10 protein-coding genes are annotated in these 14,906 nt (G+C 71.9%); 5 read left to right on the top strand and 5 right to left on the bottom strand.

Annotated features, from left to right (window positions below; all coding sequences use genetic code 11):
- Positions 1-118: 118 nt before the first annotated feature.
- Positions 119-2,845, top strand: coding sequence for a SpoIIE family protein phosphatase (locus ACWD4O_RS04140; protein WP_451277208.1), 2,727 nt, complete (start codon positions 119-121; stop codon positions 2,843-2,845).
- A 7-nt stretch (positions 2,846-2,852) separates the two neighbouring features.
- On the opposite strand, the gene ACWD4O_RS04135 is transcribed toward ACWD4O_RS04140, so the two are convergent.
- On the bottom strand, positions 2,853-4,376 hold the full coding sequence (locus ACWD4O_RS04135) for a hypothetical protein (RefSeq protein WP_451277206.1): 1,524 nt from the start codon (positions 4,374-4,376) through the stop codon (positions 2,853-2,855).
- A 211-nt stretch (positions 4,377-4,587) separates the two neighbouring features.
- Between ACWD4O_RS04135 and ACWD4O_RS04130 the strand changes: the two genes are divergently transcribed.
- Together ACWD4O_RS04130 and ACWD4O_RS04125 are read left to right on the top strand one after the other, a co-directional pair.
- On the top strand, positions 4,588-5,859 hold the full coding sequence (locus tag ACWD4O_RS04130; RefSeq protein ID WP_451277204.1) for a glycoside hydrolase family 18 protein: 1,272 nt from the start codon (positions 4,588-4,590) through the stop codon (positions 5,857-5,859).
- A gap of 99 nt (positions 5,860-5,958) precedes the next feature.
- Positions 5,959-6,285 carry a hypothetical protein gene (locus ACWD4O_RS04125; protein WP_451277202.1) on the top strand — a complete coding sequence of 109 codons (327 nt, stop codon included), beginning with the start codon at positions 5,959-5,961 and terminating at the stop codon, positions 6,283-6,285.
- Here ACWD4O_RS04125 and ACWD4O_RS04120 read toward each other — a convergent pair.
- From ACWD4O_RS04120 to ACWD4O_RS04105, 4 genes are read right to left on the bottom strand one after another with little or no spacing between them, the layout of a single operon-like run.
- A complete protein-coding gene (locus ACWD4O_RS04120) occupies positions 6,266-7,036 on the bottom strand; it encodes a succinate dehydrogenase/fumarate reductase iron-sulfur subunit (protein WP_451277200.1) in 771 nt (256 codons plus the stop codon). The two genes, ACWD4O_RS04125 and ACWD4O_RS04120, sit on opposite strands and share 20 nt — an antisense overlap.
- Positions 7,033-8,967, bottom strand: a complete 1,935-nt coding sequence (locus tag ACWD4O_RS04115) for a fumarate reductase/succinate dehydrogenase flavoprotein subunit (protein WP_451277198.1) — start codon at positions 8,965-8,967, stop codon at positions 7,033-7,035. The genes ACWD4O_RS04120 and ACWD4O_RS04115 overlap by 4 nt, the downstream gene beginning before the upstream one ends.
- 35 nt (positions 8,968-9,002) lie before the next feature.
- Entirely contained in the window at positions 9,003-9,836 is an 834-nt protein-coding gene (locus ACWD4O_RS04110; protein WP_451277196.1) for a hypothetical protein, read from the bottom strand.
- Between the two features lie 18 nt (positions 9,837-9,854).
- Entirely contained in the window at positions 9,855-10,145 is a 291-nt protein-coding gene (locus ACWD4O_RS04105) for a hypothetical protein (protein ID WP_351918577.1), read from the bottom strand.
- Positions 10,146-10,418: 273 nt separating this feature from the next.
- On the opposite strand from ACWD4O_RS04105, the gene ACWD4O_RS04100 reads away from it, so the two are divergent.
- Together ACWD4O_RS04100 and typA are read left to right on the top strand one after the other, a co-directional pair.
- On the top strand, positions 10,419-12,755 hold the full coding sequence (locus tag ACWD4O_RS04100; protein WP_451277194.1) for an ABC transporter family substrate-binding protein: 2,337 nt from the start codon (positions 10,419-10,421) through the stop codon (positions 12,753-12,755).
- Between the two features lie 150 nt (positions 12,756-12,905).
- Positions 12,906-14,813 carry a translational GTPase TypA gene (gene typA, locus ACWD4O_RS04095; protein WP_451277192.1) on the top strand — a complete coding sequence of 636 codons (1,908 nt, stop codon included), beginning with the start codon at positions 12,906-12,908 and terminating at the stop codon, positions 14,811-14,813.
- The last annotated feature ends 93 nt before the right edge of the window (positions 14,814-14,906 follow it).

Below are 14,906 nucleotides of genomic sequence, written 5' to 3'. Positions count from 1 at the left end.
GCCTGGACCGTGCTGTGATCGTGAACACCGTGTCGTGCGGACCCGTAGTGCTGGATACTGCGGGCAGCCGCCGCCGGTGACCGGTGCCGGACGCGGTGAGCTGGAGGGGACGGTTCGCGTGAGCGAGATACCAGCGAAGGCCACGGAGTCCGAGGACCCGTCGGGCGGCGCGAGGGCGAAGAGTTCTGGCGTGCTCGCCCCGGACGCCGTTCTCGCCGCGGACGCCGTGCACGGCCCGGTCGACCGCGTGACCAGCGACCCGGCCGACCGCGTGGGCGACGGCTTGGGCGACGGCTTGGGCGACAGCGCTGGCGAGGCGGCGGCGCACGGTGACGCCATGTGGCAGAGCAGTCCGCCCGGCTCGATCTACGACTACATCAAGGTCGCCTCGTTCTCGATCGGCCCCGACGGCCTCGTCGACCAGTGGAGTCTGCGCGCCGAGCAGATCTTCGGCATCCCCGCCGACAAGGCCGTCGGCATGGACCCCATCGACGCCTTCGTCGACCCGGACCTGCGCGAACGCGGTCAGCGCAAGATGGCCGAGATCCTGGACGGCCGCGAGTGGACCGGCGTCGTGCCGTTCCGGATGCCGGACCCGGTGCCCGGCGGCGGACGCGGCGAGCAGGGCCTCGCCGAGGTGTACGTCATGCCGACGCAGAGCCTGGACGGCGAGAAGGCCGCCGTGTGCATCGTCGTCGACGTCCGCACGCTCCGCAGTATCGAGACCGACCTCGCCGCCTCGCAGGCCATTTTCGGTCAATCCCCGTTCGGGTTCCTGCTGATCGACCCCGACCTGCGGATCCGCCGGGCCAACCACCGGTTCTCCTCCATCTTCGGCGGCGACCCCGACGACCACCGGGGCAAGGGCGTCCACGACTACCTGCCCCGGCCCGAGGCCGAACGGGTCAGCGCGACCCTGCGCAGGGTCCTGCAGACCGGCGAATCCATCACGGACATGCACGTCACCGGCTTTGTGCCGGGATCCGACGAGCGCCGCCACTGGTCGATCAACCTCTACCGCGTGCACAGCGGCAGCGGCCGTCCCATCGGCGTCGCCTGGCTCGGCACCGACATCACCGCCCGGCGCGCCGCCGCCCGCGAGGCCGCCGCCGCACGGCGCAATCTCGCCCTTCTGAACGAGGCGGGAGCCCGCATAGGGAACTCCCTCGACCTGGAGACGACCGCGCGCGAGCTCCTCGACGTCGTCGTGCCCGGCTTCTGCGACCTCGCCACCGTGGACCTCTACCAGGGACTCCTGGCCGGCGACGAGACCCCGCCCGGCCTCGCCGACGGCAGCGCGGAACTGCGCCGGGTCGCCTTCTCCTCCGCAGTCTCCGACGCCCCCTTCGCCGGCAGCGGCGTGCCCGTCGCCGTCGGCGCGGTCCACCACTTCCCGTTCAACTCGCCCTGCGCGGACGCCCTGCGCACCGCCCGCCCGCAGCTCATCCCCGGCGAGGAGGGCGGTCTCGTGCAGTCCACCCTCGCCGTCCCGATGGTCGCCCACGACACCGTCGTCGGCCTCGCGCAGTTCTCGCGGACGAAGGGCAGCGAGCCGTTCGGGGACCGGGACCGCGATCTGGCCGTGGAGCTGGCCGCGCGCGCCGCCGTCTGCATCGACAACGCGCGGCTGTACCGGCGGGAGCACGAGCGGGCGTTGATACTGCAACGGTCGCTGCTGCCGCCCGGCGACCCGGTCGCCTCCGGACTGGACATCGCCTGTCGCTACCTCCCCGGCAACGCCTCCACCGGCCGCCCCAGCGAGGTCGGCGGCGACTGGTTCGACGTCATCGAACTCCCCGGGCACCGGACCGCCCTGGTGGTCGGCGACGTCATGGGCCGCGGACTGCGGGCCGCCGTCGCCATGGGCGAACTGCGGACCGCCGTGCGCACCTTGGCGCTGCTGGACCTCGAACCCGCCGAGGTGCTCTCCGCGTTGGACGAGATCGCGCGCGGCCTCGGCACCCCCGGCGGCGTCCAGCAGGCCACCCGCGCCGCCCGCCGCCCCCGCGAGGCCGACCTGTCCGAGGTGTACCTCGCCACGTGCGTGTACGCGGTCTACGACTCGGTGACCCGGCGCTGCACCTTCGCCAACGCGGGCCATCTGCCCCCGGTCCTCGTCGAACCCGGCGAGCCGGCCCTGATGCTGGACGTGCCGCCGGGCATGCCGCTCGGCGTGGGCGGCGAGCCCTTCGAGGAGGTGGAGGTCGAACTCCCCGAAGGCGCGCTGCTGGCGCTCTACACGGATGGACTGGTCGAATCGCGCGACCACCCGCTGGACGAGGGCCTCAACGCGTTCGTCGCAGCGCTGACGGACCCCTCCAGCCCGCTGGAGGACGTCTGCGACCACGTCCTGAACACCCTCGACACCCACCACGGCGAGGACGACCTGGCCCTGCTGATGGCACGCGTCCAGGGCCTGCCCGCCGACTCGGTCGGCGACTGGACCCTGCCGCGCGAACCGCGCAGCGTGGGCCGGGCGAGAGAGCACGCGCGCCGGCAGTTGCTGTCCTGGGACCTGGAACCCCTGGTCGACACGACGGAGTTGCTGGTCAGCGAGCTGGTCACCAACGCCCTGCGGTACGGCGAGGGCGAGATCAGACTCCGGCTGCTGCTGGACCGCACGCTGGTCTGCGAGGTCTGGGACTCCGGCCTCGTCCAGCCGCGCCGCCGCCGCGCCCGGGACACCGACGAGGGCGGCCGCGGCCTCCAGCTCGTCGGCCTCCTCTCGGCCGCCTGGGGCTCGCGCCGCACCCCGCGCGGGAAAACGGTGTGGTTCGAACTCCCGCTGCCGGACGGCGAGACGGGCCTGGCGGACCCGGCGGAGGCCTTGCTGAGCCTGTTCTGACGCGCGGTCAGCCGGGGCCGGGTCCGGCAAAGCCGGCCGGCGTCCCGCTCCCGGGATCCTCGGCCGGGACGATGCCGCCGAGGACGGCCCCGCCGACACCGGCCGCGTCGGGCCCCGCGTACGGGTTCCCGTGCGCCCGTACGTCGAGCTCGGCCAGCTCCCGCGCCTCCAGGGCGAGGGCGTCGGCGGGCGGACGGTCCGCCGGGTCCCCCGTGGCGAGCAGCCGTTCCGCCTCCGCCAGCCGGGTGCGTGCGGCGGCCCCCACCGCCCCGCGGTGCGTCGCGACGAAGTCGGCCGCGGCGGCGACGGCGACGCGGGCCGTGAGCAGCGCGGCGGCCGGCAGCACCCCGGCCCGCCCGGAGGCGACCGGCGCGGTCGCCCGCACGATCCGCCGCAGCACCCCGACCGGGTCATGGAGCTGCCCGCCGGTCAACTCCTGCCGCACGGACGCGAGCACGGCATCGGCGTGCGCCAGCCGCGAGTGCAGCTCGCCCGGGGGCGTGGCGGCGAGGTCCTGGGTGCTCTGCCGGGCGGGCGCGCCACCCCCGGCCGCCCGTTGCCGTCCCCGCTCCCGTTCCCGTTCCCGTTTCTGTTCCTGCTCCCGGATCCAGGACAGCTCGGTCTCCGCGCCGGTGAGGGCGGCCGGCACCGTCCGTTCGGCCGTGCTCAGTTCCGCGGCCAGTCGGTCGACTCCGTCGACGAGGACGGCCGCCTGGTCGACCGCGCCCTCTGCCGTACGCAGGTGCCGGGCCGCCCGCTCCGGTTGCCCCGAGTCGGCCGACTGGCGGGCCTCGTTCAGCAGGGCGGTGGCGAACACCAGCCGGTCCTTGGCCTGTTCGACGTTCCCGGTGACCGAGGCGGTGGCGGTGGGCGCGTACCGGGTCCGGAGCCCGGCGAGGACGGTCTCCGAGGCCCCCGCGCGCCCCGCCAGTTCCCGGAAGCGGCCCTCGGCGACCCCCAGAGCCTCACCCAACCCCCCGTGTTCCAGTCCGCGCAGCCGCTGGAAGTCCTCGGCCACGGCGTCCAGCCGCCGCCCCGCCTCCTCGCAGCGTCCGACGATCCCGGCGAGCGCGTGTCCCCGGGCCGCCGCCTCCGCCGGCACCCCCTCGTCGTAGCGCTGCCGCATCCGGAACGCCGCGGCGAGTTCGTTCTCCGCCTCGCGGACGGCCCCGCGGAACTCCGCCACGGCCTCCGCGCCGAACAGCGCCTCGGCGAAGCCGAGTTCGGCGCGAGCGGCCCGCATCCGGTTGTCGGCGGCGACCAGCGCCGCGCAGGCCTGCTCGTCGGGGGCGGCGAGCGGCGGCGACGACGTCCGCGGCGGTGGGCTGCCGGTCCCGCCGGGGGTCGTCCGGTCGCGGGTGCGTCGGACCCGGCGTATGTACCCGTACCCGGCGACCGCGCCCGCCGCGGCGACGGCGGCCAGCGGCAGCACCAGATCGACGGTGGACCTCTCGTCCTCCTGGGCCACGGCGGCGCTCGCGACGGGCCTCGGCTCCTTGATCGCAACCGGAGCGTCGGTACCGGACGTCATCCCTGGCAACACCAGCCACACGACCCCGACCGCTCCGCCCAGCACGGCATGCGCCACCCGCACGGATATGTGCGATGCGGGACGCCGCGGCCGGCCTCGGAGCAAGGAAGAGGTCACATTTGGGAGCGTATGGCCGCGAATACGGCCACGCGACCGGGATACACCCGAGACGGGGGCGGTGGGGCGGAACAACACGGGAGGGGGAACCGCGGTGGAACGCGCAGTGGGGCAGCCGGGGACGGAAGCGGGAACGGAAACAGGGACCGAAGCACGGCCGGAAGCAGGGGCGGAGACGGAGGGGGCGGCCGACGGGGTGCCCGAGGGGGCGGGCGAGACGGCGGGCGAGGGGGAGACGCCACCCGCAGCCGACGACACGGCCGACCACGCGGCCGAGGCGGGTACGCCACCGGCCGCCGAAGACGCCGCCGAAGACGCCGTCGATGATGCGGCCGAGGCGGCCGCGGTCCCTCCGCGGCGGCGTCGCCGACGGCTGCTGCTCCGCGTCGCCCTCGGCCTCGTCCTGCTCCTCGTCGTGCCGGTGCTCGCCGCCCTGACCGCCCTGCGCGTGAACTACCTCGGCGACCCGGCCGACGGCACGTACACCCGCGGCAAGGACGCCATCTGGCTGGGCCACGCCTGGGTCGACGGCCGTAAGAAGGACGCCGACGTCAAGGCGCTGGCCGACCGGCTGCGGGACACCGGGATGCGGGACCTCTACGTCCACGCGGGCCCGCTGGAGCACGACGGCACGCTGCCCGAGTCCGCGTACGCCAATGCGCGTTGGTTCATAGCCGCCGTCCACCGGGAAGCGCCGCAGCTGCGCGTCCAGGCCTGGCTGGGCGACGTCCTCGCCAGCGAGAGCCCGAACGGCATGCGGCTGGAGCGGGCGGCGACCCGAGCCGCAGTAGTCCGGTCGGCCGAGGAGATTCTCGCCGTCGGCTTCCAGGGCACGCACTTCGACCTGGAGCCGCTGCATTCCGACGACGCCGACTACCTCACCCTCCTGGACGCCCTGCGCACCGTCACCCGTGCCCACGACGCCCAGCTCTCCGTCGCCGCCCACCAGATCGACCCGGTGCCCGGCTTCCACTCCTTCTGGGGCACGACCACCGGTCACCCCAAATGGTGGTCGCAGAAGTTCTTCGGTCAGGTCGCCCGCCGCGTCGACCAGATCGCCGTGATGTCGTACGACACCATGCAGCCGCTGGAGGGCACGTACGGCGGTTACGTCGCCCAGCAGACCTCGCTCGCCCTGGAGGTCACCCCGCCCGGCACCGATCTGCTGATGGGCCTGCCCTTCTACCGCGAGAACCGGTTCGGCCACTGGGCGCACGCCGAGACGGTCGCCGCCGCCGTCCGAGGCGTCCGGCTGGGGCTGTCCCGCACCGACGCGGACCGTGCGAACTTCGGCGTCGCGGCGTACGTCGACTTCACGGCGACGGAGACCGACTGGACGTCGTACGAAGAGGGCTGGGTCCGGTGAGCGCTGCGCTGGACGGCGACTTCCCAAGGGCCGGCCTCGCGCGGGCCATCACCTGGTCAAAGATCTTGCGGGCGTCGGCGTTCCTGGCAACATGAGCCCATGCACTGGGTTCTGGTTGGGGTGTCCGCACTGGCCGTGACGGTGCTCGCCGTGGGCGGTGTGGCCGGGATCGCGACCGGCTGGGTCCCGCCGTGGGGCAGGTCCAGGGTCCTCCGGCCGCGACTGTTGGGCTGCGGATCGCTGACCGCCGCGGTCGGAGCAACGGTGTGGATCTTCGTGGGCCCGCTGGCCGGTCCGCCGCACGGCACGTCGGCCTACGTCGCGTGGGCCGGCTGGGTCGTGTTCATGGTGGGGCTGCTGATCCAGCTCCGTTCCCAGCGTCCCGGCCACGGTCCTCGTACCGGCCCTACGACGACCGCCTCCTGATCTTCGACCCCAGCCACACCAGCGGGTCGTACTTGCGGTCGACCGCCCTCTCCTTCAAGGGGATCAGCGCGTTGTCCGTGATCTTGATGCCCTCGGGGCAGACCTCCGTGCAGCACTTGGTGATGTTGCAGTAGCCGAGGCCGTGTTCGTCCTGGGCGGTGCGTTTGCGGTCCAGGCCGCTCTCCTCGGCCCCGTCCAGCGGGTGCATGTCGAGCTCGGCGACCCGCATGAGGAAGCGCGGGCCCGCGAACGCCGGCTTGTTCTCCTCGTGGTCGCGGACGACATGGCAGGTGTCCTGGCACAGGAAGCACTCGATGCACTTGCGGAACTCCTGCGGACGGTCCACGTCCTCCTGGAACATCCGGTACTCGCCGGGCCCGACCCCCTCCGGCGGCACGAACGACGGGACCTCCCTGGCCTTCTGGTAGTTGAAGCCGACGTCCGTGACGAGATCACGGATCACCGGGAAGGCGCGCAGGGGAGTGACGGTGATCGCCTCCGCCCGGTCGAACACCGACATGCGCGTCATGCACATCAGCCGGGGCCGCCCGTTGATCTCCGCCGAACACGAACCGCACTTGCCCGCCTTGCAGTTCCAGCGGACGGCGAGATCGGGGGCCTGTGTGGACTGGAGACGGTGGATGATGTCGAGCACCACCTCACCGTCGTTGACCTCGACCTCGAAGTCCTTCAGGCCACCGCCGTCGACGTCGCCCCGCCAGACCCGGAAGCGGGCCTCGTAGCTGCTCACTCGTACAGCTCCTCTTCGGTGAGGTACTTGACCAGCTCCTCTTTCTCGAAGAGGGCGAGCAGGTCGGCGCGGATGGGTTCGGTGGTCTCGCGGGTGAGGGCGATCTGGCCGTGGACGGGGTCCGTCGCCGCCAGGTCGCCGGTCGCGTCGACGAGTGCGCACAGCAGGTTGGCGTTGCGCCAGCCGCGGTCCATCGTCGGGTGGTCCTCGCGGGTGTGGCCGCCTCGTGACTCCGTGCGTTCCAGGGCGGCCCGGGCCACGCACTCGCTGACCAGGAGCATGTTGCGCAGATCGAGGGCGAGGTGCCAGCCCGGGTTGAACTGGCGGTGGCCCTCGACGCCGGCCCGCCGCGCCCGTACCCGCAGTTCGGCCAGCTTCTCCAGGGCGTGCTCCATCTCGCCCTCCCGGCGGATGATGCCGACCAGGTCGTTCATGGTCTGCTGGAGTTCCTGGTGGAGGGTGTACGGGTTCTCCGGCGGCTTCCCGGTCGGCTCCTCCCCCTCCGCGGAGAACGGGCGCAGCGCCTCCGCGGCCGCCGCGTCGATCTGGGCGTCGTCCACCGCGGGGCGGCCGTCGGCGAGGTCCGCCGTGTGCTGTGCCGCGTGCAGTCCGGCCCGGCGGCCGAAGACCAGCAGGTCGGACAGCGAGTTGCCGCCGAGCCGGTTGGAGCCGTGCATGCCGCCGGCCACCTCGCCGGCCGCGAACAGCCCCGGCACCCCGCGGGCGGCCGCCGTGTCGGAGTCGACGGCGATGCCGCCCATCACGTAGTGACAGGTCGGTCCGACCTCCATGGCCTCCGCGGTGATGTCGACGTCCGCGAGCTCCTTGAACTGGTGGTACATGGAGGGGAGTCGGCGCTTGATCCGTTCGGCCGGCATCCGGGTCGACACGTCGAGGAAGACTCCGCCGTGCGGGGAGCCGCGGCCCGCCTTCACCTCGGAGTTGATGGCGCGGGCCACCTCGTCACGGGGGAGCAGCTCGGGGGGACGCCGGTTGTGGTCCGGGTCCTCGTACCAGCGGTCGCCCTCCTCCTCGGACTCGGCGTACTTCTCCTTGAACACGTCCGGGACGTAGTCGAACATGAAGCGTTTTCCGTCGGAGTTGCGCAGCACCCCGCCGTCGCCGCGGACGGACTCGGTGACGAGGATGCCCTTCACCGACGGCGGCCAGACCATGCCCGTCGGGTGGAACTGCACGAACTCCATGTTCAGCAGGGGTGCGCCGGCGAGGAGGGCCAGGGCGTGGCCGTCGCCCGTGTACTCCCATGAGTTCGACGTCACCTTGAAGGACTTGCCGATGCCGCCGGTCGCGATCACCACGGAGGGCGCCTGGAGGACGAAGAAGCGGCCGGTCTCGCGCTCGTAGGCGAAGACGCCGGAGACCCTGGTGCCGTCCTTGAGGATCCGGGTGACCGTGCACTCCTGGAAGACCTTCAGCCGGGACTCGTAGTCGCCCGTCTCGCGGAAGTCCTCCTGCTGGAGGGAGACGATCTTCTGCTGGAGCGTGCGGATCAGCTCCAGGCCCGTGCGGTCGCCGACATGGGCGAGGCGCGGGTACTCGTGGCCGCCGAAGTTGCGCTGGGAGATACGGCCGTCCGCGGTGCGGTCGAAGAGGGCGCCCCAGGTCTCCAGCTCCCACACCCGGTCCGGGGCCTCCTGGGCGTGCAGCTCGGCCATCCGCCACTGGTTGAGGAACTTGCCGCCGCGCAGGGTGTCGCGGAAGTGGACCTGCCAGTTGTCGTGCTCGTTGGCGTTGGCCATGGCCGCCGCGATGCCGCCCTCGGCCATCACCGTGTGCGCCTTGCCGAACAGCGACTTGCAGATGACGGCCGTGCGGGCGCCGTGCTCGCGGGCCTCGATGGCGGCACGCAGCCCGGCGCCTCCCGCGCCGACCACGACGACGTCCCACTCCTGGCGGTCGACCACGGACATCAGAAGGCCCCACTCGTCTCGCGCAGCTCGCGCATCTAGAAAAACCTCGGATCGTCGAAGACACCGGACGCGACCAGGTACACGTAGAAGTCGGCGAGGGCCACGCTCACCAGCGACGCCCAGGCGAGCTGCATGTGACGGGCGTTCAGCTTCCCGACGAACTGCCATGCCGCGTAGCGCACGGGGTGCTTGGAGAAGTGCTTCAGCTTGCCGCCGACGATGTGCCGACAGGAGTGGCAGGAGAGCGTGTACGCCCAGATCAGCGTGATGTTGAGCAGGAAGACAAGGGTGCCCAGGCCCATGTGGCCCCAGTTGTAGTGCTCGTCGCGGAAGGCGAGCACGGTGTCGTACGTCAGGATCCCGGCGACCACGATCGCGGCGTAGAAGAAGTACCGGTGGATGTTCTGCAGGATCAGCGGGAAGCGGGTCTCACCGGTGTACTTCGCGTGCGGCTCGGCCACCGCGCAGGCCGGGGGCGAGGCCCAGAAGCCCCGGTAGTAGGCCTTGCGGTAGTAGTAGCAGGTCAGGCGGAAGCCGAGCGGGAAGATCAGGATGATGATCGCGGGGGAGATGCCCCACCAGCCGCCGAGGAGATCCGCGTTGGGGCCCTGGCGCATCGTGTCGCAGTTCTCCGCCAGACAGGGCGAGTAGAACGGCGAGACGTACGGCGCCGCGTAGTAGTCCGCGTTCGCGAAGGCCCGCCACGTCGAGTAGACGATGAACGCCAGCAGACCGGCGGCGGTGGCGGCGGGCGCCAGCCACCAGCGGTCGGTCCGCAGATGGGGCGCGGCGATCGCGGCGCGGCCGGCGCCGCGGACGCCGCTTCGGGGATGGGGGTCGGTGGGTGGAGGTTCCGTACCAGTGGCCAACTCAGGACTCCGGTCGGGTCAGGGTGCGTGTCGGTCCCGGGCGCCGAGTCCCTCGTCGTCGGTGTCGATCCACAGGGAGTCGTCGTACGGGGTGTCGGGGATGGTGACCAGCTCGGGCTTGCGCGGTGCGCGGGGCTGGGCTGCGGCCTCGCGCAGCAGGGCGACGCTCTCCTTGAGATGGGCGGCGTCGGTGCGGACGCGGCGCATCTCCAGGCCGCCGCTGCCGAGCTGCTGTTCCAGGCGGCCGACGGACCGGGAGAGGTCGTCGAGACAGCGCTGGACCGTTGTCAGGTCGTCGTGCACGGACATGACATGACCTCGCTTCCGTGGGCGGTGCCCTGGACGGCAACGTTCATGCGCCTGCGAGTGTTGCGCGTCACACCGGTGAATGTGAAGGCGTGTGCAGCGATTGGCGGGTGCGTTGCTCCGCACGGGTGGCCTTGGATGCGCCCGCCGCCGTGTCGCTCCCGGCAGGCGAATCCTTTCGTCTTCAGTTCCTCTGCAGAGAGTCGTAGATCTGATCAACTCCAAAATACCGCCAAACGTGATCAAAACGCACCCGCGTCACCGGAGGTACCAGAGATGTCCCACGACGGCGTCGGTCCGCGCGCGGTGCTGCGCTCGGTCGCCTTCCTCACCGCGGGTGTGCTCGCGGTGCCCCTGCTGACCGGCTGCGGCTCCGCCGACGAGGCCGGCAAGCCGCTGGCCCGCCAGGACATCGCACCCGCCGCCCGCGCCCGGATCGCCGAGGGCGGCACCCTGCGCTGGGCGGTGGACGCGGTGCCCGAGACCTTCAACACCTTCCAGGCGGACGCCGACGCCACCACGACCCGGGTCGCCCAGGCCGTGCTGCCGACGATGTACCGCATCGACGCGAACGGCAGGCCGCAGCGCGACGCCGACTACCTGGAGTCCGCGAAGGTCGTCGACACCGAGCCCAAGCAGGTCGTGCTCTACAAGCTGAACCAGCAGGCCGTCTGGAGCGACGGCCGGGAGATCGGCGCCGCCGACTTCGCCGCCCAGTGGCGCGCGCTGGCCGGCAAGGACACCGCGTACTGGACCGCCCGCAACGCCGGCTACGACCGCATCGAGAAGATCGAGCGCGGCGAGAACGACCTGGAGGTCCGGGTCACCTTCAGCCGGCGCTACGCCGACTGGCGGTCGCTGTTCTCCCCGCTGTATCCGAAGGACGTCATGGGCACGCCCGACGCCTTCAACGACGGGGCGCGGCGCAAGCTGAAGGTGACCGCCGGGCCGTTCCTCGTGAAGCAGATCGACCGTAAGAAGAACGAGGTGCGCCTCACCCGCAACCCGCGCTGGTGGGGGCGTCCGGCCAAGCTCTCCGAGCTGGTGCTGACGGCCGTCCCGAGGGACGAGCGGGCGACCGCGCTGGCCGCCGGGAAGATCGATCTGGCCGAGGTCGACCCGACCGCGGCACAGCGGATCGACGGCGCCGCGAACGGCTCGGCCGGACCGCTCGCCGGCCCCGGCTCCGAGGGCACCGCGGCGAAGGCGCTGCGCTCCTGGGCGCTCGCCCACGGCTCCGACGAGGAGGCGGCCGGCGACGAGGACGCGACCGACGACGAGGGCGCGGCCGAGAACGAGGACGAGGCCCGCACGAAACTGCGCAGCGCGATCGCGCAGTGGGAGCAGCAGCAGAAGGCGCTGCGCGGCTTCGAGGTGCGCAGATCGCTGGAGCCGGCCTACACCCAGCTGGCCCTGAACGGCTCGGAAGGGCCGCTGGCGGACGAACGGGTGCGCCGCGCCGTGGCCAGGGCGCTGGACCGCAAGGAGCTGGCCCGGCTGGTGCTGAAGCCGCTGCGGCTGCCCGCGCAGCCCGTCGGCAGCCATCTGGCCCTGGCCGGACAGGACGCCTACGCCGACAACAGCGGGGCGATCGGCGGCCAGGACACCTCCGAGGCGCAGGCGCTGCTCGCGGACGCGGGCTGGGTGGCCGGCGGCCCGATCAAGGAGAAGGGCGGCAAGGCGGCCGGCCCGGCGGGCAAGAAGGCCGCCGACGACTCCGCCGACGACTCCGCGGACGGCGACGACGGCACCTACATCGTCGGCGAGGACGACAAGGCGCCGGCCGAGACCGGCCGCGAGGAGAAGCACACCGCGGCCAAGGGCGAGAGCGCGCAGAACAGCGCGCACAAGAGCGAGAACGGCGGGCGGCAGCTCGCCCAGGACGGCAAGCAGTACAAGCAGCCGCACCAGGGCGGGGCCCCCGGCGCCTACGCCCCGAAGGGCACCGCGGCCCCGGACGCGACCCCCGCGCCGGCCGGCTCCGCCGCGCCCGCGGTGGCTCCGGGCAAGGCGCTGGCCAAGGACGGCAAGGCGCTCGACCTGCGGTTCGTGCTGCCGTCCGGCCCCGGCTCGGAGTCGCTGGCAGCGGTCGCCGAACGGATCACGAAGATGCTGGCCAAGATCGGCATCCGCACGGAGATCACCAAGGTCTCCGACGAGAGCTACTTCAAGGACCACATCGCCTCCGGCCAGTACGACCTCGCCCTGTACTCCTGGCCCGCGTCCGCCTTCCCCGCCACCGACGCCCGGCCGATCTACGCCAAGCCCGTCCCGGCCGCCGACGGCTCGCTGAGCGTCGAGCAGAACTACACACGGGTCGGCACCGACCAGGTCGACCAGCTCTTCGACCAGGCGATCGGCACCCTGGACGAGGGCGAGGCGCGGTCCCTGCTGCGCAAGGCCGACTCCCGGATCTGGGCGGCTGCCGGATCGATTCCGCTCTATCAGCGGCCCCAGCTCACGGCCGTCCGGAAGAACGTGGCGAACGTGGGCGCCTTCGGCTTCGAGACCCCCGTCTACGAGGACATGGGCTTCCTGAAGAAGGGCGCGAGCGGCGCGAAGGGCACCTCGACGCCCGCCCCGAACTCCTCCGTGAGCCCCTCCGGGAACTGAGGCAGAACCGGCCGGGCGGCCCTGCGGGGGCCGTCCGGCGCGGGGCCACGTACCATGGGGTGAGGCCGTGGCGTGTCAAGCCCGGCAGGGCCCGCGTAACACAGACGTACGCAGCAGGGCCGTCCTCACACTCCGGGAGAACGCCGCTATATGGCCACGCGCCACGACATCCGCAATGTCGCCATCGTCGCTCACGTCGACCACGGCAAGACGACCTTGGTCGACGCCATGCTCAAGCAGGCCGGTGCCTTCGCAGCGCACGCCGCGGAGTCGCTCGACGACCGCATGATGGACTCGAACGACCTGGAGCGTGAGAAGGGCATCACGATCCTGGCCAAGAACACGGCCGTGAAGTACCACCCCAAGGATGGCGGCGAGGTCGTCACCATCAACATCATCGACACCCCGGGCCACGCCGACTTCGGCGGCGAGGTGGAGCGCGGTCTGTCGATGGTGGACGCGGTGGTGCTGCTCGTCGACGCCTCCGAGGGTCCGCTGCCCCAGACCCGCTTCGTGCTGCGCAAGGCGCTGCAGGCCCGCCTGCCCGTCATCCTGTGCATCAACAAGACGGACCGCCCCGACTCGCGCATCGACGAGGTCGTGAACGAGGCCTACGACCTCTTCCTCGACCTGGACGCCGACGAGGAGCAGATCGAGTTCCCGATCGTCTACGCGTGTGCGCGGGACGGAGTGGCCTCGCTCACCAAGCCGGAGGACGGCACCGTCCCGGCCGACAGCGACAGCCTGGAGCCGTTCTTCTCGACGATCCTGTCGAGCGTCCCGGCCCCGTCGTACGACGAGGAGGCCCCGCTCCAGGCGCACGTCACCAACCTGGACGCGGACAACTTCCTCGGCCGTATCGCGCTGCTCCGCGTCGAGCAGGGCGAGCTGCGCAAGGGCCAGACCGTCACGTGGATCAAGCGCGACGGCACCATGTCCAACGTGCGCATCACCGAACTGCTGATGACCGAGGCGCTCACCCGCAAGCCCGCCGAGAAGGCGGGCCCCGGTGACATCTGTGCCGTCGCCGGCATCCCGGACATCATGATCGGCGAGACCCTCGCCGACCCCGAGAACCCGATCGCGCTGCCGCTCATCACGGTCGACGAGCCGGCGATCTCCATGACCATCGGCACCAACACCTCGCCGATGGTCGGCCGCGGCGGCACCGGCAAGGGCGCCGAGAACAAGGCCGTGGTCAAGGACCGCAAGGTCACCGCCCGCCAGGTCAAGGACCGCCTCGACCGCGAGCTGGTCGGCAACGTCTCGCTCCGCGTGCTCGACACCGAGCGGCCGGACGCCTGGGAGGTCCAGGGCCGTGGTGAGCTCGCGCTCGCCATTCTGGTCGAGCAGATGCGCCGCGAGGGCTTCGAGCTGACCATCGGCAAGCCGCAGGTCGTCACGAAGGACGTCGAGGGCAAGACCTACGAGCCCGTCGAGCGCATGACGATCGACGTGCCCGAGGAGCACATGGGCCCGGTCACGCAGCTCATGGGCGTCCGCAAGGGCCGGATGGACAACATGTCGAACCACGGCTCCGGCTGGGTCCGCATGGAGTTCGTCGTTCCCTCCCGCGGCCTCATCGGCTTCCGTACCGAGTTCCTCACCGGTACGCGCGGCACCGGCATCGCGCACTCCATCCACGAGGGCCACGAGCCGTGGTTCGGCACGCTGACGACCCGTAACAACGGCTCGCTGGTCGCCGACCGCGCGGGCGCCGTCACCGCGTTCGCGATGACGAACCTCCAGGAGCGCGGTGTGCTGTTCACCGACCCCGGCACCGAGGTGTACGAGGGCATGATCGTCGGCGAGAACTCGCGCTCCGACGACATGGACGTGAACATCACCAAGGAGAAGAAGCTCACGAACATGCGGTCGTCGTCGGCCGACTCGTTCGAGGCGATCGTCCCGCCGCGCAAGCTCTCCCTGGAGCAGTCCCTGGAGTTCTGCCGCGACGACGAGTGCGTCGAGGTGACCCCGGAGGCGGTCCGCATCCGCAAGGTCGTCCTCGACCAGCGTGACCGCGCCCGCACCGCGAGCCGCGCCAAGCACGGCTGATCCTCGGCCGTTTGACGGCCACTCGACGGCCCTTTTCCGGCCGTCCGAGCCCGGGCGCCCCCATGACGGGGGCGCCCGGGCTTTTTTCGGCTC

This window comes from Streptomyces sp. NPDC002623 (assembly GCF_053592635.1).
This window is presented reverse-complemented; position numbering and strand designations above follow the sequence as displayed.

What these genes read in the sequence shown, in the direction of transcription:
- ACWD4O_RS04135 (WP_451277206.1), bottom strand. Translation starts at nt 4,376, where the DNA reads ATGACGTCCGGTACCGACGCTCCGGTTGCGATCAAGGAGCCGAGGCCC.
- ACWD4O_RS04125 (WP_451277202.1), top strand. Translation starts at nt 5,959, where the DNA reads ATGCACTGGGTTCTGGTTGGGGTGTCCGCACTGGCCGTGACGGTGCTC.
- ACWD4O_RS04115 (WP_451277198.1), bottom strand. Translation starts at nt 8,967, where the DNA reads ATGTCCGTGGTCGACCGCCAGGAGTGGGACGTCGTCGTGGTCGGCGCG.
- ACWD4O_RS04105 (WP_351918577.1), bottom strand. Translation starts at nt 10,145, where the DNA reads ATGTCCGTGCACGACGACCTGACAACGGTCCAGCGCTGTCTCGACGAC.
- ACWD4O_RS04100 (WP_451277194.1), top strand. Translation starts at nt 10,419, where the DNA reads ATGTCCCACGACGGCGTCGGTCCGCGCGCGGTGCTGCGCTCGGTCGCC.
- typA (WP_451277192.1), top strand. Translation starts at nt 12,906, where the DNA reads ATGGCCACGCGCCACGACATCCGCAATGTCGCCATCGTCGCTCACGTC.